Source organism: Microbacterium commune (assembly GCF_014836945.1).
Lineage (GTDB): Bacteria > Actinomycetota > Actinomycetes > Actinomycetales > Microbacteriaceae > Microbacterium > Microbacterium commune.
The window spans coordinates 576,977-593,867 of sequence record NZ_JACSPX010000001.1 but is presented as its reverse complement, the minus strand read 5'-3'; the positions used below and the strand labels follow the sequence as shown (position 1 = coordinate 593,867).

The window sequence follows — 16,891 nt, the reverse complement described above, 5'->3', positions numbered from 1 at the left end:
TTCGGAAGGTGTACTAACAAATGTGTCTCCCTTCCTTGATCGCGGATCGCCCGCCGTGGCGCCCGGTGTCCTGAGCGGCTCGTTCGGCGGCGGTCGCGGGCTGCGGGCGACGGGCAAGGTGCTTCCCGAGCAGGCGAGGTCGCACAACCGCTCGCTCGTGCTGCAGACGCTGTACCACCGCGGTGAGATGAGCCGAGCGGATCTCTCCCGCGAGACCGGCCTGACCCGCGTCACCATCTCCGACCTGGTAGGGGAGTGCATCGCCGACGGCATCGTCCGCGAGATCGGCGTGCGCGAGGCGGCCGGCCCTGGCAAGCCGCCGATCGTCATCGACATCGATCGCGACGGCCACCAGATCATCGGCGTCGACATCTCCGGCACAGACCGCTTCGAGGGCGCCGTGCTCAATCTCGACGGCGAGATCCTGCACCGTCGCACCGTCGCGTTCCCCGCCGACGTGCTCGCCGATCAGGCCTACGCCGCAGTCACGGAGCTCGTGCGCGAGCTGATCGCGGACGCGGACCGGCCGGTGCTCGGCATCGGGGTCGGAAGTCCCGGCATCGTCCGTCCCGACGGAACCGTGCTCAGCGCTCCGAACCTCCACTGGAGCGACCTTCCCCTCGAGCAGCGCCTGCATGACGAGTTCGCCCTGCCGGTGCTGGTGCGCAACGACGCGAACGCGGCCGTCCTGGCCGAGTACACCTTCGGCGGCGCTCGATCCGACCTCATGCTCATCCGGATCGGGCGAGGCGTCGGTGCCGGGCTGATCGCCGGCGGACGGGCGGTGATCGGCGGACGCTTCGCCGCCGGCGAGATCGGGCACGTCGTGACAGGCACCGACGACGGCCCGCCGTGTGCATGCGGGAGGCGCGGCTGCCTCGAGGCCTGGGTCAGTGCCCCGCACCTGCAGAGCACGATCGACGCCGACCCCTCGCGTCGTCCGGATGTCCTCGCCCACGCCGGCGCTCGTCTGGGCATCGCTCTCGCGCCCATCGTCGCGGCTCTCGACCTCTCGCAGGTGGTGCTGGCGGGATCCCCCGAGCTGCTCGAGGGCGACTTCGTCGACGCCGCGACACGCACGCTGCACGAGCGCACGCTCGACGGCGTGTTCGCCGACGTCGTCATCCGCCTCACCCGGCAGGAGGACATCGTGCTCAGGGGCGCCGCGGTGATGGTCCTCTCCGCGCAGCTGGGGGTCTCGTGATCGGCGGGGCTGCGGCGATCCGCCATCGAGACGCCGTTTCCTCCGTCGCTGCGGCTCGATGAGAGAATCGAGCTGGTGCCCGCCGATTTCCCGGTCGCGGCGATCGGCGCTGCGCTGCTGAGCTCTGCGCTCGCCGAGATCGACCCCTTCGAAAAGGAGATGCCCGTTCATGGCTGAAGTCGTGATCCTCGAGAGCAAGGCCGCCGCCGGCGCGCTCGTCGCGGACGAGATCGTCCGTCTCATCGACGAGGTGAAGAACCCGGTGCTCGGACTCGCCACGGGGTCCACCCCGCTGCCGGTCTACCAGGCCCTTCGCGAGCGGCTGACCGGGCACGATGTGTCGCACGTGCGCGGCTTCGCCCTCGATGAGTACGTCGGACTCGACGCCGCACATCCCGAGAGCTATCGGTCGGTGATCACCCGCGAGGTCATCGAACCGCTCGGGCTCGACCCCGATCTGATCCGCGTTCCGAACGGCGACCTCGAGACCATCCGCCACGCCGGCGATGACTACGAGCGCGACATCATCGAGGCGGGCGGCGTCGACATCCAGCTGCTGGGCATCGGCACCGACGGGCACATCGGCTTCAACGAACCGGGCTCGTCGTTCGCGTCCACCACGCGTCTCAAGACCCTCACCGAGCAGACCCGCGAGGACAACGCGCGCTTCTTCGACTCGCTCGACGAGGTTCCGCGTCACTGCATCACGCAGGGGCTCGGCACCATCCTGCGCGCACGTCACCTCGTGCTGCTCGCGTTCGGCGAGTCGAAGGCGGATGCGGTCGCCGCCGCTCTCGAGGGACCGGTGAGCGCGATCCTGCCCGCGTCGGCCGTGCAGCTGCACCCGCACGTGACGGTCGTGCTCGACGAGGCCGCCGCCTCGAAGCTCGCCCTGCGCGACTACTACCGCTACAGCTACGACAACAAGCCGTCCTGGCAGGGCATCTGACCGGGCCCTGCGCCGATCGCCTGGGTCAGGTCCAGGCGATCGGCAGCAGGTGCTCCGTGCTGAGCGGCGCGAGCGGCACGCTCGTCCAGTCGCCGGGCTCGAGCCAGCGCAGCTCGGCGAGCTCGGCCTGCACGACCACGTCGTCCGGCCGGGCGCGCAGCGCGAACGCGTCGGCGATCACCCGATGATCGGGCTCGTTCGCCGCCGCCGAGACGAACGTGCCCAGCGGCGTGAGATCGGCCTCGACGATCTGCAGCGACAGCTCCTCGTCCAGCTCGCGGATGAGGGTGGCGGCGGCGCTCTCGCCCGGCTCGGGCTTGCCGCCCGGCTGCATGAACCTCGTGGTGCCGCGCTTGCGCACGACGAGGGCGCGCCCGCGGTCGTCGACGATCACGGCGGCGCTGACCCTGATGTCAGGCATCCGCGAACACCTTGCCGGGGTTGAGGATGCCCTGAGGGTCGAAGACGCGCAGAATCTGCCGCTGGATCTCCCACTGGTCGTCGCCGAGCTCCTCGGCGAGCCAGCGGCTCTTCAGGATCCCGACCCCGTGCTCGCCGGTGAGCGTGCCACCGAGGCGGATCGCGGCGCGGAACAGCTCGTCGGCCGCAGCCCAGATGCGCGGCGGCACGATCTCGCCCTCGAAGATGAAATTCGGATGCAGGTTGCCGTCGCCGGCATGCGCGACGGTCGGGATGCTCACGCCGAACTCGCGCTCGATGGCCGCGATCTCGTCGAACATCGCCGCCATCGCGCTGCGGGGCACCGCGACATCCTCGATCAGGGTGGTGCCGAGCGCCGCCATGGCCGGATGCATCGAGCGGCGCACCGCGAGAAGGCGCTCGCCCTCGATCGGGTCGTCGGTGAGCACCACCGAGCCGCCGGCCTCGCGAAGCACGCTCGCGATGCGCTCGGCGTCCGCGCGGGCCGCGGGGCCGTCGGTCTGGATGGTCAGCTGAGCGGCGCCAGACGCCGGGGCGGGCAGCAGCAGCAGCGCGTGCACGGCCGCGAGCGAAGCGGCATCCATCAGCTCCATGATCGACGGCTGCACACCCGCGGCGGTGACGGCCGCCGAGCCCGCGGCGGCGTCGCGCACGGTGGGGAACGCCGCGGTGATCGTGCACACCGCCCCCTCCACGAGTCGGCGCAGCTTGAGGGTCGCGCCGACGATGACGCCGAGCCTGCCCTCCGAGCCGATCACGAGCGAGGTGAGATCGAGGCCCGTGACGCCCTTGACGGTGCGGTGGCCGAGCCGCAGCAGCCGACCGTCGGCGAGCACGATGTCGACGCCCAGCACGGCATCGCGGACGACTCCGTACTTCGCGCAGAGAAGCCCGCCGGCCCCGGTGGCGATGTTGCCGCCGACCGTCGAGATCTCGCGGCTGGCGGGGTCCGGCGGCCACCACAGATCGTGCGCGGCCAGCTGCGCGTTCAGCTCGGCGTTCAGGATGCCAGGCTCGACGACCGCGAGCAGGTCGTCTTGACGCACCTCGAGGACCCGGTTCATCCGCGCGGTGGACAGCACGATCTCTCCCGGGCCCGCGTTGGCGGCACCCGCGAGACCCGTTCCCGCACCCCGCACCACGACGGGGGTGCCCGTGGCGGACGCGATGCGCATCACCCGCTGCACGTCGTCGACCGAGCGGGCGTGCACGACGGCGATCGGCGCTCCCGAGGAGCGATGGCCGCTGCGATCCGCGCGGGCGTCGTCGAGCACGTCGGCGGCGGTGTCGACGATGTCGCCGAGCTCGCGCTCAAGACGCTCGAGGACGGTCATGCTCGGGCCCGCTGCACGACGGATCAGTCCAGTGCTCGTCGTCCGGCGATGACGCCGGAGGTGACGGCGACGACAGCGAACGCGATCCCCGCCCAGGCCTGACCCATCGACCACCATGCCAGGGTGACACCGACGTAGATGAGCACCTCGACCACCGCACGCAGGAACGGGTGCAGGCGCAGCACCGGGCGGGGGGAGAGGAAGAGAGCCCAGATCAGCAGCGTCGCCACCGGCGCCCCGATGCCGACGACGATGCTCCACGGCATCGGCCATTCACCGAAGCCCCACAGCGCGAGCGAGGCGAGGGCGGCGATCAGCACCAGAACACGGACGATGTCGAGCGGAGTGATCGTCGGACGCTGGACGCCCGGTTCGGCGGCGGTGTTCTGGGACATGCTCCCAGTCTATTCGGCGCTCTGCGGGACGCCATCCTCGTCGGTCGGTGCCCGCCCGCTCAACGGCGTGCGGCGTCTCCGACCCACACGCGCGCCACCTCGAACCCGGCGCTGAGCAGCACCGCATCCGCGACCATGCCGGGCCGCAGCGCACCCAGCGAGTCAGCGCGGCCGATCGCCCGCGCGGGGGTGGCGGTGAGCGCCTGGACGGCGTCGCCCAGAGGAACCCCCGCCTCCACCGCCCGGCGGAGCGCCACGTCCTGGGTGAGCGTCGACCCCGCGATGGAGCCGGTGCCGTCGGTGCGAGCCATGCCGTCCTTCACCGTCACCTTCACCGCCCCGAGGTCGTAGTGCCCGTCGGCGCTGCCGGCCGCGGCCATGGCATCCGTGATCAGCGCGACGCGACCCGGCGCGATGTCGAAGAGCAGCTTGATGACGGCGGGGGAGAGGTGGAAGTTGTCGGCGATGCCCTCGAGCACGACCCGGGGGTCGGCCGCGGCGGTCAGCACGGGGCCCGGCGCGCGGTGGTGGATGCCGTTCATCGCGTTGAACGCGTGGGTGAGGATCGTCGCCCCGGCGTCGAACGCCCGACGTGCGATGTCGGCATCGGCATCCGTGTGCCCGACCGCCGCCGCCGCTCCGGCGGCGACGACCAGGCGCACCGCGTCGAGTCCACCGGGCAGCTCGGGGGCGATGGTCACCTGTCTGACGGTCCCCCGTCCGGCGTCGAGCAGCCGCGACACGTCGGCGGACTGCGGATGCCGCAGCAGCGACGGTTCGTGCGCGCCCTGGTGCCCCGGATCGAGGAAGGGACCCTCCAGGTGGCTGCCGAGGATGTCAGCGTCGGTCTCGACGAGGTCGGCGATCGAGGCGACCTGCTCCGCCAGCTCGTCGACCGTCGCCGTGACGAGCGAGATCACCGCGCGCGTCGTGCCGTGGCTGCGATGCATGTCGCGTCCGCGGCGGATGGCCTCGATGCCGTCGTCGTATGCGACACCCGCTCCGCCGTGACCGTGGATGTCGATGAAGCCGGGGGTGAGCAGGGCATCCGGTCCCGCGACCGCGGTCGCGTCGATCACCTCATCGGCGGGCGCCCAGTCGTCGCCGGTGCCGCGCGCTGCCACCCGTCCGTGCTCGAAGCGCACCCAGCCGTCCTCGACGATGCCGGCGTCGCCGTCCACGATCCGCGCGGAGTGGATCACGCGCGAGCCGCGGAAGTCGGTGGTGATCGCCTGTGTCAGGGGCATCGTCTGCTCCGGAATCTGTCGAGTGCCCGGCCGCCCGAAGCGCGGGGGGCCCGAGAGGATGATGAACCGAATGTATCGCGGCGCGGGAATGTGACGCGGAGGGCGCCCGCGCGCGGGGGACACCAGGCCTCGATCCGCTAAGCTTCTTGCGTCGCGACTGGCGTCTGGGTGGGTCACCACCGGGGAGCGGCCTCATAGGAATCGACCGCGCGCCTGGGCCGATGAGGAACACCCCTATTTCCCGTGTGAACAGGAGACCGTCATGACCGACCGCTACTTCAACGCCCCGCTCGCCGAGGTCGACCCCGAGATCGCCGAGGTCCTCGATCGCGAGCTGAAGCGTCAGCAGACCTTCCTCGAGATGATCGCGTCCGAGAACTTCGTGCCCGTCTCGGTGCTGCAGTCGCAGGGCTCGGTGCTCACCAACAAGTACGCCGAGGGCTACCCCGGGCGCCGCTACTACGGCGGCTGCGAAGAGGTCGATGTCGCGGAGGAGCTCGCGATCGCCCGCGCCAAGGAGCTGTTCGGCGCCGAGTTCGCCAACGTGCAGCCGCACTCCGGAGCCACGGCCAACGCCGCCGTGCTGCACGCCATCGCGCGCCCCGGCGACACGCTGCTCGGCCTCTCGCTCGACCAGGGCGGCCACCTGACGCACGGCATGAAGATCAACTTCTCGGGCCGGCTGTACGACATCGTCGCCTACGGCGTGAACCCCGAGACCTCGACGATCGACATGGACGAGGTGCGTCGCCTCGCCCTCGAGCACAAGCCGAAGGTCATCATCGCCGGCTGGTCGGCCTACCCGCGCACCCTCGACTTCGCCGCGTTCCGCGCGATCGCCGACGAGGTCGGCGCTCTGCTGTGGGTCGACATGGCGCACTTCGCCGGCCTCGTCGCCGCGGGCCTGCACCCGAACCCCGTGCCGCACGCGCACGTGGTCTCGTCGACCGTGCACAAGACCATCGGCGGCCCCCGCTCGGGCTTCATCCTCACCAACGACGCCGACATCGCGAAGAAGATCAACTCCGCCGTGTTCCCCGGTCAGCAGGGCGGCCCGCTCATGCACGTGATCGCGGCGAAGGCGACCGCGTTCAAGATCGCCGGCACCCCGGAGTTCAAGGAGCGCCAGGAGCGCGTGCTGCGCGGTGCGGCGATCATCGCCGAGCGCCTCTCGCAGCAGGACGTGAAGGACGCCGGCATCGCCGTGCGCTCGGGCGGCACCGACGTGCACCTCGTGCTCGTCGACCTGCGTGACGCCGAGATCGACGGCAAGCAGGCCGAAGACCTGCTGCACGAGATCCACATCACGGTGAACCGCAACGCGGTGCCCAACGACCCCCGCCCGCCGATGGTCACCTCGGGTCTGCGGATCGGCACCCCCGCGCTCGCGACCCGCGGCTTCGGCGACGCCGAGTTCACCGAGGTCGCCGACGTGATCGCGCTGGCGCTGCAGCCCGGCGCCGACGTCGAGGCGCTGCGCGCCCGCGTGGACGCGCTCGCCGCCGGCTTCCCGCTGTACCCCGACCTGCAGCAGTAAGCCGCACGAACACGCGTGAGAAACCACGTCGCGCGTGAGACACCCGTTGCGACGCGGTGTCTCACGCGGAATGTGGTCTCTCGATGAAGGGAGCGGTCATGACCGCGAAGATCCTCGACGGGAAGGCGGCCGCCGCCGCCATCAAGACCGAGCTGGCCGAGCGCGTCGCGTCGCTGCGCGAGCGGGGCATCGTGCCCGGCATCGCGACGGTGCTGGTCGGCGCCGATCCGGCGTCGCAGCTGTACGTCGGCATGAAGCACAGGCAGTCCGAAGCGATCGGGATGAACTCGATCCAGCGCGAGCTGCCGGCGGATGCCACGCAGGCCGACGTCGAGGCTCTGATCGACGAGCTGAACGCCGATCCCGACTGCCACGGGTACATCGTGCAGCTGCCGCTGCCGAAGCACCTCGACACCGATGCGATCCTCGAGCGCATCGACCCGGCGAAGGATGCCGACGGACTGCACCCGACCAACCTCGGGCGGCTCGTGCTCAACGTCAACGGCCCCATCCACACGCCGCTGCCGTGCACGCCGCGCGGCGTGATCGAGCTGCTGCTGCGCAACGACTACGACCTGAACGGCAAGCACGTGGTCGTGGTCGGCCGCGGGGTGACGATCGGCCGTCCGATGGGGCTGCTGCTCACCCGCCGTGCCGTCAACGCCACGGTCACCCAGGTGCACACCGGCACTCGCGACATGTCGCCGTACCTGCGTCAGGCCGACGTGATCGTCGCCGGTGCCGGGGTCAAGCACCTCATCAGGGCGGAAGACGTGAAGCCGGGGGCCGCGGTGCTCGATGTGGGCGTCACCCGCGAGGACGACCCAGAGACGGGGAAGTCCCGCGTCTACGGCGACGTGCACCCGGATGTCGCTGAGGTCGCCGGCTTCGTCTCGCCGAACCCCGGCGGCGTCGGCCCGATGACCGTCGCCCTGCTCATGACGAACGTCGTCGAGGCAGCGGAGCGCGCCGCCGGCTGATCAGGCGGTGCGGCGCCGGAGGCGGGTGGGGCCGTCTGGTGCCGGAGGCCGGCCGGCTGTCCGATGCGGGAGGCGGGTCAGGCTGTCGCCGAGAGCCGACCGCGGATGCCGGTGATGCGCGCGTACTCGTCGAAGTCGAAGGTCGCAGACCCCGTGGCGTCGGTGACCTCGGCCGCCGAGAACGCCTCGTCGGCCCACTCCAGCCGCCACCCGGCCAGGCGCGCGAGATCCCACACCGACGAGCGCGGATCGCTCAGCTCGAGGTCGCTCAGCACGCGGGGGAGGGCGGCGACCGCGGCGGCGACGGAGAGCGGGGGCAGCGGCACATCGAGCAGCAGCACCGCCCTGGACCCGCCGCCGAACGGCGCGGAGTAGTACGGCGAGCGGCCCGTGATCTCGACGGCGGCCGCGCCGATCACGTCCGCGATGTCGACGATCCACGCGTCCACGTCATCGCCGACGTCGTCGGGGAACGCCAGCTCACCCCGGGTCAGCTCGGTGATGCCGTGCTGCTCGCCGTACACACGCAGCGCGTCGGTGATGCCGCTGCGGTCGCCCTGCGGCAGCGCCCACGACCACATCAGCGAGCGCGGACCGGGCGCGATGGAGACGAGCAGGTGCGGCACCGCCTCGAGGGTGCGGGCGAGGTCGTCGTGCGCGGTGAACGCGAACGTGCCCGTGGCCAGATCGGCATCCCAGCGGTGCTCGCCCAGCGACGAGGTCGCGGCGGCGAGCTGATCCTGACGGAGGGCGGTGAACAGGGCGGCGCGGTCGGCCAGCGCGCGAAGCGTCTCGAAGCTCATGCTTCCAGTCTGGCGGCGGATGCTATGACCCGCCGACGCGTCTTCTGAAAGGTGGCTATGGTCACGTCGTCGCCTGGATCAGTCCCGCGCGGTCGCCGCCTCGGTGCGGCCCATCCGCCACACGCTCGGCACCATGACCGTCGCGAGGGCGATCGCGGCGTACAGGATGCCCGAGGTGATCAGCACGGTCGCGGGGGCGGCGTGCGTGATCAGCCAGCCGTACACGAGCGTGCCGATCGGCATGACGACGAAGCTGCCGAGCATGTCGTAGCTCGAGACGCGGCTGAGCTTGTCGAGCGGGATGTTCTCCATCATCGCGACGTTCCACCCGGTGCTGAAGACCTCCGCACCGGCGCCGGCGAGGAACGCGGCGATCGCCACGATCACCACCGCGGGGTGCAGCCCGAGCATGGTCAGCGGGATCGCGAACAGGCTCATCCCCAGCATCCCGAAGCGCAGCGGCCGCCTCAGCGGGAACCACATCAGCACCAGCGTCATCAGCAGCACGCCGAGACCCTCCGCGCTGACCACCCAGCCCCACCCGGCGATGCCCAGGCGGTCGTCGTTCTTCGCGATGTAGGGGCCGACGACGCCCCACGCGCCGACGTGGATGGCGTTCATGATCATGAACGCGAGCACGACGACGACCAGCCACGAGCGGCTCCAGAACTCCGACCAGCCCTCGCGCAGATCGGCGAACAGCGAGAAGCCGCCGTCGCCGGCCGGCGGAGGCAGTCGGACCATGGCGAGGATCGGGATGGCGAGAAGCCAGCCCGCCATCTGCACGATCATCGCCCAGGCGGGGCCGACCGTGGTCACGAGGATCCCGGCGATCACCGGGCCGCCGATCGTGACGGCCGAACGCACGAACGAGAGCATCGCGTTGGCCTGCTGCAGATTCTCGGCACTGGTCAGCTGCGGGATGATGCCCTGCATCGCCGGCATGACGAACGCCGTCGACGCGCCGTTCATCGCCGCGAGTGCGGCGACCGCGGGGATGCTCGCGGTGCCGGTGAACAGCAGCGCCGCGATCGTGCCGATCGAGAGGATGTCGAGCACGTAGCAGACCTGGATCACCAGCGCGCGGGGAAGACGGTCGGCGACCACCCCGCCGAACAGCAGGAAGACGACGTTGGCGACTGTGAACGCGGTCAGCACGAGCGACAGGCTGAACGGGTCGTTGTCGATCTCGAGCACGGCGAAGGCCAGGGCGATCGACGACATCGCCCCGGTCACCATCGTGATGGCCCTGGCGAGGAAGAACCAGCGGAAGTTGCGGTCGGCCATCGCCGCGAGCCCGCGGCTCACGACGGCATCCTCGGGTCCTGCACCCGTCCATCCTGGCACCGGGACGTCAGTAGGTGTCGGTCTCGTCGGCTCCGGATGTCGGGATGAAGCGCGCCGCGAGCGCCTCCGCGCCTCGGGCGAGGATGGTCACATCGGCGCTCGCCGACAGGAAGTGCGCGCCCGCGGCCAGGTACGCGTCGGCGCCGGCCGGATCGAACGCGTTCACGCCGACCTTCTTGCCCGCGGCCGTGACCGCCTCGAACACGCGCTGCACGGCCGCGAGCACGTCGGGGTGCGACTGCTGACCGGGAAGGTCCATGGACGCCGCGAGGTCGGCGGGTCCGACGAGCACGCCATCGACACCGTCGACCGCGGCGATGTCGGCGGCGGCGTCCACGGCATCCGCGGATTCGATCTGCACGAGCAGCGAGATCGTCTCGGATGCGTTCGGCACGTACCCGGCCACCCGGCCCCAGCGGCCGCTGCGGGCGAGGCCCGAGCCGACGCCGCGCACGCCCTCGGGCGGGTAGCGGACGGCCGCGACCGCGGCCTGTGCCTCTGCGGCGGAGCCGACCATCGGCACGAGCAGGTTCTGCGCACCCGTGTCGAGCACCTGCTTGATGATCACCGCGTCGTTCACCGGCACCCGCACGATCGTCGGCACCCGGTACGCGGCGATCACCTGCAGCTGCTGCTGCACGGAGACGACCGTGTTCGGACCGTGCTCCATGTCGATCAGCAGCCAGTCGATGCCCGACCCCGCGCAGATCTCGGCGTTCAGTGCCGTTCCGGTGCTCAGCCACATGCCGATCAGCGGACGATCGGCGGCGGCCAGCGCGTCGCGGAAGGTGGGCTCTAGACGAAGCGGCATGCGATCGTTCCCATCTCGCGGTAGTCGCACAGCACCTCGTCGCCGCGCTCGACCCACATCGGCCGTGTGAACGATCCTGCCAGGATGATCTCGCCGGCCTCCAGCCGCGCGCCGTGCTGGTGGAACTTGTTCGCCAGCCACGCCACGCCGGTGGCGGGATGCCCGAGCACGCCGGCGGCGACGCCGGTCTCCTCGATCTGACCGTTCTTCGAGAGCACGCCGGGCACCCAGCGCAGGTCGATCTCGTCGGGTCGCATGTGCACGTCGCCGAGCACCATCGCGCCGTAGGCGGCGTTGTCGCTGATCGTGTCGACGATCGTGCGCCCCTCCAGCTCGATGTGCGAGTTGAGCACCTCCAGCGCGGGCACGGCGTAGTCGATCGCCGCGAGCGCGTCGTCGAGCGTGCAGTCCGGCCCCTCGAGGGGCGAGCGCAGCACGAATGCGAGCTCGACCTCGATGCGCACGTTCGAGAAGTCGTCGAACGGGATCTCCGACCCGGTCGGGTAGACGGTGTCGTCGAACATCACGCCGTAGTCGGGCTCCGTGATCCCCGTCGCCTGCTGCATGGCGCGCGAGGTCAGGCCGATCTTGCGCCCCACCAGGCGACGCCCGGCGGCGACCTGCGAGTCGCGCCAGACGCCCTGGATGGCATAGGAGTCCTCGATCGTGGCATCCGGGTACCGGGCGGTGATGCGCGGCATCACGCCGCGCGTCCGCTCGGCCTCGGCCAGCTCCGCCGCGAGAGCGGCGATCGTCTCGGCCGGGAGGGTCACAGCTGGTGTCCGAGCTTGTACTCGCCCTGCTTCCACTCGGGCATGGACTCGTCGCCCTCGTCGGGACGGGTGTACGAGAAGCCGTCCGCGCCGATGGTCACGGCCATCTCGCTCGAGTCGGTGCGGGCGCGCACGGGCTGAGGGTTGCCGTCGAGGTCGAGCACGAGCGACGCGTCGGTGTACCAGCTGGGCACGACGGGGTTGCCCCACCAGTCGCGGCGCTGGTTGTCGTGCACGTCCCACGTGACGACCGGGTTGTCGGGGTCGCCGGTGTAGTAGTCCTGGGTGTACACCTCGACGCGGTGGCCGTCGGGGTCGCGCAGGTAGAGGTAGAACGCGTTGCTGACGCCGTGGCGACCCGGGCCGCGCTCGATCGCGTCCGAGCGGCGCAGCGCGCCGAGTTTGTCGCAGATGGCGAGGATGTTGTGCTTCTCGTGCGTCGCGAAGCACACGTGGTGCATGCGCGGACCGTCGCCGCCGGTCATCGCGGTGTCGTGCACAGTGGGCTTGCGGCGCATCCACGCCGCGTAGACGGTGCCCTCGTCGTCCTGGATGTCCTCGGTGACGCGGAAGCCGAGGTCCTGCATGTAGCGCACGGCGCGTGGCACGTCGGGGGTGACCTGGTTGAAGTGGTCGAGGCGCACGAGCTCCCCGGGGATGTGCAGGTCGTAGCGCCACGACATCCGCTCGACGTGCTCGCTCTGGTGGAAGAACTCGTAGGGGAAGCCGAGCGGGTCGACCACGCGCACCGAGTCGCCGATGCCCTTCACGAACCCGTCCGGGTTGCGGCGCACGTCGCAGCCGAGCTCGGTGTAGAACTCGACGGCGCGATCGAGGTCCTCGGGGGTGCGCACCCGGTACGAGAACGCCGCGACGGCTGCGATCTCGCCCTTGCGCAGCACGAGGTTGTGGTGGATGAACTCCTCGGTCGAGCGGAGGTAGATCGCGCTGTCGTCCTCTTCGGTCACGTACAGGCCGAGCACGTCGACGTAGAACTCGCGCGAGGCGGCGAGGTCGGTGACGACGAGCTCCATGTAGGCGCAGCGGAGGATGTCGGGCGGGCTCGCGACGGGCGTCGCGATGGGATCGTCGGTGTGGATCGGCGCCTCCTGGCTCACGTAGAAGCCGGAGGAGGTGAGGGTCTTGCCTGCGTGGTCGGTCATGTCAGCGTCCTTGCTCTGTGAGTTTCTTCGGAACCGCCCTTCGCTCCGGTATGAGTTGGTGCCGCCTGATCGGCGTCGCAGCGGCACGAACTCATACGGGAGCGAGAGGCGGGGGCGGGTCAGCGGGGGTCGGGGTCGTCCAGGTCCTGCTTGCCGAATGCGGGGTTGTGCGGTGCGCCGAGCGTGATGTGCACGCTCTGCTGGTCGGTGTAGAAGTCGATCGAGCGATACCCGCCCTCGTGCCCGAGCCCGGATGCCTTCACGCCGCCGAACGGGGTGCGCAGGTCACGCACGTTGTTCGAGTTCAGCCACACCATGCCCGCCTCGACGGCGCCGGCGAAGTTGTGGGCGCGCTTGAGGTCATTGGTCCAGATGTACGCGGCCAGTCCGTACCGCGTGTTGTTCGCCAGCGCCAGCGCCTCCTCCTCGGTGTCGAAGGGCGTGATCGCGACGACGGGGCCGAAGATCTCCTCCTGGAAGATGCGGGCATCGGGGGCCACGTCGGCGAACGCGGTCGGGGCGACGTAGTTGCCTGTCGGGAAGCCGTCGGGGCGGCCGCCGCCGGCGATCAGGCGGCCCTCGGTCTTGCCGATCTCCACGTAGCTCATGACCTTCTCGTAGTGCTCGGGGTGCACCAGGGCGCCGACCTCCGTGGTCGGGTCGTGCGGGTGGCCGACCTTGACGCGCTGCGCGATCGCGGCGAAGCGCTCGACGAACTGGTCGTAGACACCGCGCTGCACGAGGATGCGGCTGCCCGCGGTGCAGCGCTCGCCGTTGAGCGAGAAGACGCCGAAGACGCACGCATCCACCGCCGTGTCGAGATCGGCGTCGTCGAAGACGACGGCCGGGCTCTTGCCGCCCAGCTCCATCGACAGACCCTTCAGGAACGGAGCCGCGTTGCCGAAGATGATCTGGCCGGTGCGGCTCTCGCCGGTGAACGAGATGAGCGGCACGTCGGGGTGCTTGACGAGCGCGTCTCCGGCGTCCTCGCCGAGGCCGTTGACGAGGTTGAACACACCCTGCGGCAGTCCCGCCTCTTCGAAGATCCCCGCCCACAGCGAGGCCGACAGCGGCGTGAACTCCGCGGGCTTGAGCACCACGGTGTTTCCGGTGGCGAGTGCGGGGCCGAGCTTCCACGACTCGAGCATGAAGGGGGTGTTCCACGGCGTGATGAGACCCGCGACGCCGATCGGCTTGCGGTTGACGTAGTTCATCTGCTTGCCGGGCACCTTGAACGCGTCGTCGGCCTGAGCGACGATCAGGTCGGCGAAGAAGCGGAAGTTCTCGGCGGCGCGGCGGGCCTGGCCGAGTGCCTGCGTGATCGGCAGACCCGAGTCGAACGACTCGAGTTCGGCGAGGCGCGCGTCACGCGACTCGACGATGTCGGCGATGCGGTGCAGCACACGCGATCGCTCGCGCGGCAGCATGCGCGGCCACGGGCCCTCGGCGAACGCACGGCGGGCGGCGTCGACGGCACGATCGATGTCGGCCTTCTTGCCGGCGGCCGCGTGCACGTAGGTCTCGTTGGTGACGGGGTTGAGCACCTCGAAGGTGTCGCCGTCGATCGAGTCGACGAATTCGCCGTCGATGTAGTGCTGGATCTTCGTGGGGAGGTCGGCGGGGGTGTAGACGTCGGTCATCATCGTCCTTCTTCGCTGGTGTGGGAGTGCCGGGCAGCCAGGAACGCGTCCCGGGTGCGCCAGCGATGGCTTCGTGCGGACAGCTCGATCTCGAGCGGCTCGGCGCCGTCGCGGATCAGCTGGAGGATCTGCTCGTGCTCTTCGACCGAGTGCCGGGCGCGCCCCGGCACGTAGGCGAAGGTGGTGTCCCGGATGCCCGAGAGCCGGGCCCATCCGCGGTGCACGAGGTCGAGGATGTGCGGGTTGGGGCACGGCTCGAACAGCACCGCGTGGAACTGCTGGTTCAGCTGGGTGAAGCGGTGCGCGTCGAAGTGGTCGAGCAGGGCGCGCATCTGATCGTTGATCTGCTCGGCGCGAGCCAGCGCGTCGTGGTCGAGCAGGGGCGCCGACAGCGCGGTCGCGGAGCCCTCGACCAGGCCCAGAGCCTGCATGGTGTGCGCGTACTGGTCTTCGTCGATCAGCGAGACGTACGCGCCCACGTTGCGCTCGAAGGTCACGTACCCTTCGGCCTCCAGGCGCCGGATGGCCTCGCGCACCGGCACGACGCTCATCTGCAGCTCGCGCGCGATCCCGCTCAGCACGAGCCGGTAGCCGGGCCCGTACGCGTGCGAGGCGATCCGAGAGCGCAGCCATGTGTAGGCCTGCTCGGACTTGCTGACCTCCCGCACGAGGGTGCTCATCGTTCCGCCGGTTCCTGCGCGAGCGACGCGAGATGAAGGGAGTACTTCGCGCGCCACTCGGCGTTCATCGGGAACAGCCCGTCGACCGCGTTGCCCGCGGCGACCTGCTCGGCGATCCAGGCATCCTCGTCCTCCTGCACGAGCGCCGCGTCGGCGACCTCCTCGGCGAGAGCCGCGGGGATGACGATCACCCCGTCGCCATCGCCGACGATCACGTCGCCGGGCTGCACGGTGGCTCCACCGCAGCCGATCGTGACGTCGAACTCCCACGGCACGTGCTTGCGGCCGAGCACCGAGGGGTGCGCGCCCTTCGAGAAGACCGGGAGGCCGATCTCGGCGACGGCGTCGAAGTCGCGGACTCCGCCGTCGGTGACGACGCCGGCGGCACCGCGGGTCTTCGCGCGCAGCGCGAGGATGTCGCCGAGCGTGCCGGTGGTCTCGTCGCCTCGGGCCTCGATGACGATGATCTCGCCCTCGTCGACCGCGTCGAAGGCGCGCTTCTGCGCGTTGTACCCGCCGCCGTGGCTGGTGAAGAGGTCTTCGCGCGCCGGCACGAAGCGCAGGGTCTTGGCCGCGCCGACGATCTTCGCGCCCGGCAGGTTGGCGGAGAGGCCGTCGATGAAGCAGGAGCGCAGACCGCGCTTGCGCAGCTGGCTGGACAGGCCGGCGGTCGGGGCGGCCTCGAGCTTCGCGCGCAGCTCGGGGGACAGGCCGCTCTGCTGCTCGACGGCGGGCAGACCCGCGAGCTCGCGCGAGCCCCATGCCTCGGCGCGCTGGAGGTCGTCGACGGCGGGCATCGAGCCGAGTGCGGGGTCGAATTCGACCTCACCCTGCGTGACCGTCGTGCGCAGCCGCCCTGACGACGGGGCGCCGGGGGCATCCGGAGCATCCACCTCGACCTCGACCACGTCGCCGGGCACGATCACGCTCGACCCGGCCGGGGTGCCGGTGAGGATGATGTCGCCCGGTTCGAGCGTGAAGTGCTGCGAGAGGTCGGCGACCAGCTGGGGGAGGGGGAAGAGCAGGCCGGCGGTGGTGTCGTCCTGGGCGAGTTCGCCGTTCACCCACGCGCGCACCCGCAGCGCTGCCGGGTCTACCGATGCGGCGGCGATGAGCTCAGGCCCGACGGGTGTGTACCCGTCGCCGCCCTTCGACCGCACGTTCGAGCCCTTGTCGTTGGCGCGCAGGTCGTACAGGCCGAGGTCGTTCGACGCGGTGACGGATGCCACGTGCGCCCACGCCTCGTCGACCGAGACGCGGCGGGCCGCGGTGCCGATGATCAGTGCGATCTCGCCCTCGAAGGCGAGCAGCTCGGTGCCGGCGGGGCGCTCGACCACGCCGTCGGTGGCGGCGAGAGAGCTGGCGGGCTTGAAGAAGTACGAGGGGGCGGCGGGGCGACGGCCGCGCTGGTCGGCACGGGAGACGTAGTTGAGGTGGATCGCGATGATCTTGCCTGGTCGGGCGAGCTCGGTCATAGGGCGCCTCCTTGCCGGGTGCACGGGCGACTCTGAGGAGTCCTTGTGCGTCGTATTCGAAATCGTATATGATCCTTCTGCGGGTGGCAAGCATTCCTGCAGACCACCCCCG

The 16,891-nt window shown here is 70.5% G+C and carries 16 protein-coding genes and 1 riboswitch; of the genes, 4 read left to right on the top strand and 12 right to left on the bottom strand.

All coding sequences use genetic code 11. The features are described 5' to 3' along the window. Nucleotides 1–55: 55 nt before the first annotated feature. Complete coding sequence (locus tag H9633_RS02815; RefSeq protein ID WP_318247174.1) at nucleotides 56–1,204, top strand: ROK family transcriptional regulator; 1,149 nt, start codon at nucleotides 56–58, stop codon at nucleotides 1,202–1,204. Between the two features lie 169 nt (nucleotides 1,205–1,373). Continuing rightward, nucleotides 1,374–2,153, top strand: coding sequence for a glucosamine-6-phosphate deaminase (gene nagB, locus H9633_RS02810; RefSeq protein ID WP_191712014.1), 780 nt, complete (start codon nucleotides 1,374–1,376; stop codon nucleotides 2,151–2,153). A gap of 25 nt (nucleotides 2,154–2,178) precedes the next feature. Here nagB and H9633_RS02805 read toward each other — a convergent pair whose 3' ends face one another. Genes H9633_RS02805 through H9633_RS02790 form a run of 4 tightly spaced genes read right to left on the bottom strand, consistent with a single transcriptional unit; the run spans nucleotide 2,179 to nucleotide 5,570 of the window. Beyond that, the gene (locus H9633_RS02805) at nucleotides 2,179–2,574 is read right to left on the bottom strand and encodes an NUDIX hydrolase (protein WP_191712013.1); all 396 of its coding nucleotides are present in this window, start codon (nucleotides 2,572–2,574) and stop codon (nucleotides 2,179–2,181) included. Next, nucleotides 2,567–3,928, bottom strand: coding sequence for an FAD-binding oxidoreductase (locus H9633_RS02800; RefSeq protein WP_071643524.1), 1,362 nt, complete (start codon nucleotides 3,926–3,928; stop codon nucleotides 2,567–2,569). Before H9633_RS02800 ends, H9633_RS02805 begins: the two co-directional genes overlap by 8 nt. Before the next feature lie 23 nt (nucleotides 3,929–3,951). Beyond that, nucleotides 3,952–4,323: a YrdB family protein gene (locus H9633_RS02795; protein ID WP_071643523.1), complete on the bottom strand. Its 372-nt coding sequence runs from the start codon at nucleotides 4,321–4,323 to the stop codon at nucleotides 3,952–3,954. Between the two features lie 59 nt (nucleotides 4,324–4,382). Continuing rightward, the gene (locus H9633_RS02790; RefSeq protein WP_191712012.1) at nucleotides 4,383–5,570 is read right to left on the bottom strand and encodes an N-acetylglucosamine-6-phosphate deacetylase; all 1,188 of its coding nucleotides are present in this window, start codon (nucleotides 5,568–5,570) and stop codon (nucleotides 4,383–4,385) included. A gap of 143 nt (nucleotides 5,571–5,713) precedes the next feature. Beyond that, nucleotides 5,714–5,796, top strand: a riboswitch (ZMP/ZTP riboswitch). Between the two features lie 36 nt (nucleotides 5,797–5,832). On the opposite strand from H9633_RS02790, the gene glyA reads away from it, so the two are divergent. Continuing rightward, on the top strand, nucleotides 5,833–7,107 hold the full coding sequence (gene glyA, locus H9633_RS02785) for a serine hydroxymethyltransferase (RefSeq protein ID WP_071643521.1): 1,275 nt from the start codon (nucleotides 5,833–5,835) through the stop codon (nucleotides 7,105–7,107). A gap of 98 nt (nucleotides 7,108–7,205) precedes the next feature. Next, nucleotides 7,206–8,087 carry a bifunctional methylenetetrahydrofolate dehydrogenase/methenyltetrahydrofolate cyclohydrolase gene (locus H9633_RS02780; protein ID WP_191712011.1) on the top strand — a complete coding sequence of 294 codons (882 nt, stop codon included), beginning with the start codon at nucleotides 7,206–7,208 and terminating at the stop codon, nucleotides 8,085–8,087. A gap of 77 nt (nucleotides 8,088–8,164) precedes the next feature. Here the strand turns inward: H9633_RS02780 and H9633_RS02775 are convergent, their stop codons facing one another. The 8 genes from H9633_RS02775 to H9633_RS02740 all read right to left on the bottom strand — a co-directional run bounded on the left by H9633_RS02775 (nucleotide 8,165) and on the right by H9633_RS02740 (nucleotide 16,779). Beyond that, a complete protein-coding gene (locus H9633_RS02775; protein ID WP_191712010.1) occupies nucleotides 8,165–8,890 on the bottom strand; it encodes a DUF6882 domain-containing protein in 726 nt (241 codons plus the stop codon). A 78-nt stretch (nucleotides 8,891–8,968) separates the two neighbouring features. Then, nucleotides 8,969–10,198, bottom strand: coding sequence for an MFS transporter (locus tag H9633_RS02770; protein ID WP_191712009.1), 1,230 nt, complete (start codon nucleotides 10,196–10,198; stop codon nucleotides 8,969–8,971). A 46-nt stretch (nucleotides 10,199–10,244) separates the two neighbouring features. Continuing rightward, entirely contained in the window at nucleotides 10,245–11,048 is an 804-nt protein-coding gene (locus H9633_RS02765) for an HpcH/HpaI aldolase family protein (RefSeq protein WP_191712008.1), read from the bottom strand. Beyond that, complete coding sequence (locus tag H9633_RS02760) at nucleotides 11,033–11,821, bottom strand: fumarylacetoacetate hydrolase family protein (protein WP_071643518.1); 789 nt, start codon at nucleotides 11,819–11,821, stop codon at nucleotides 11,033–11,035. The genes H9633_RS02765 and H9633_RS02760 overlap by 16 nt, the downstream gene beginning before the upstream one ends. After that, complete coding sequence (hpaD, locus tag H9633_RS02755; RefSeq protein ID WP_191712007.1) at nucleotides 11,818–12,984, bottom strand: 3,4-dihydroxyphenylacetate 2,3-dioxygenase; 1,167 nt, start codon at nucleotides 12,982–12,984, stop codon at nucleotides 11,818–11,820. The genes H9633_RS02760 and hpaD overlap by 4 nt, the downstream gene beginning before the upstream one ends. A gap of 119 nt (nucleotides 12,985–13,103) precedes the next feature. Next, nucleotides 13,104–14,624, bottom strand: a complete 1,521-nt coding sequence (gene hpaE / locus H9633_RS02750) for a 5-carboxymethyl-2-hydroxymuconate semialdehyde dehydrogenase (RefSeq protein ID WP_191712006.1) — start codon at nucleotides 14,622–14,624, stop codon at nucleotides 13,104–13,106. Beyond that, complete coding sequence (locus H9633_RS02745) at nucleotides 14,624–15,304, bottom strand: GntR family transcriptional regulator (protein WP_071643515.1); 681 nt, start codon at nucleotides 15,302–15,304, stop codon at nucleotides 14,624–14,626. Before H9633_RS02745 ends, hpaE begins: the two co-directional genes overlap by 1 nt. Beyond that, nucleotides 15,301–16,779 (bottom strand): fumarylacetoacetate hydrolase family protein, encoded by a 1,479-nt coding sequence (locus H9633_RS02740; protein WP_191712005.1) that lies wholly within the window; start codon nucleotides 16,777–16,779, stop codon nucleotides 15,301–15,303. The genes H9633_RS02745 and H9633_RS02740 overlap by 4 nt, the downstream gene beginning before the upstream one ends. Between the last annotated feature and the right edge of the window lie 112 nt (nucleotides 16,780–16,891).

Bases quoted from the DNA above. Each gene is read 5' to 3' on its own strand.
- nagB (WP_191712014.1), top strand. From the start codon at position 1,374: ATGGCTGAAGTCGTGATCCTCGAGAGCAAGGCCGCCGCCGGCGCGCTC.
- H9633_RS02805 (WP_191712013.1), bottom strand. From the start codon at position 2,574: ATGCCTGACATCAGGGTCAGCGCCGCCGTGATCGTCGACGACCGCGGG.
- H9633_RS02800 (WP_071643524.1), bottom strand. From the start codon at position 3,928: ATGACCGTCCTCGAGCGTCTTGAGCGCGAGCTCGGCGACATCGTCGAC.
- H9633_RS02795 (WP_071643523.1), bottom strand. From the start codon at position 4,323: ATGTCCCAGAACACCGCCGCCGAACCGGGCGTCCAGCGTCCGACGATC.
- H9633_RS02790 (WP_191712012.1), bottom strand. From the start codon at position 5,570: ATGCCCCTGACACAGGCGATCACCACCGACTTCCGCGGCTCGCGCGTG.
- glyA (WP_071643521.1), top strand. From the start codon at position 5,833: ATGACCGACCGCTACTTCAACGCCCCGCTCGCCGAGGTCGACCCCGAG.
- H9633_RS02780 (WP_191712011.1), top strand. From the start codon at position 7,206: ATGACCGCGAAGATCCTCGACGGGAAGGCGGCCGCCGCCGCCATCAAG.
- H9633_RS02775 (WP_191712010.1), bottom strand. From the start codon at position 8,890: ATGAGCTTCGAGACGCTTCGCGCGCTGGCCGACCGCGCCGCCCTGTTC.
- H9633_RS02765 (WP_191712008.1), bottom strand. From the start codon at position 11,048: ATGCCGCTTCGTCTAGAGCCCACCTTCCGCGACGCGCTGGCCGCCGCC.
- hpaD (WP_191712007.1), bottom strand. From the start codon at position 12,984: ATGACCGACCACGCAGGCAAGACCCTCACCTCCTCCGGCTTCTACGTG.
- hpaE (WP_191712006.1), bottom strand. From the start codon at position 14,624: ATGACCGACGTCTACACCCCCGCCGACCTCCCCACGAAGATCCAGCAC.
- H9633_RS02745 (WP_071643515.1), bottom strand. From the start codon at position 15,304: ATGAGCACCCTCGTGCGGGAGGTCAGCAAGTCCGAGCAGGCCTACACA.
- H9633_RS02740 (WP_191712005.1), bottom strand. From the start codon at position 16,779: ATGACCGAGCTCGCCCGACCAGGCAAGATCATCGCGATCCACCTCAAC.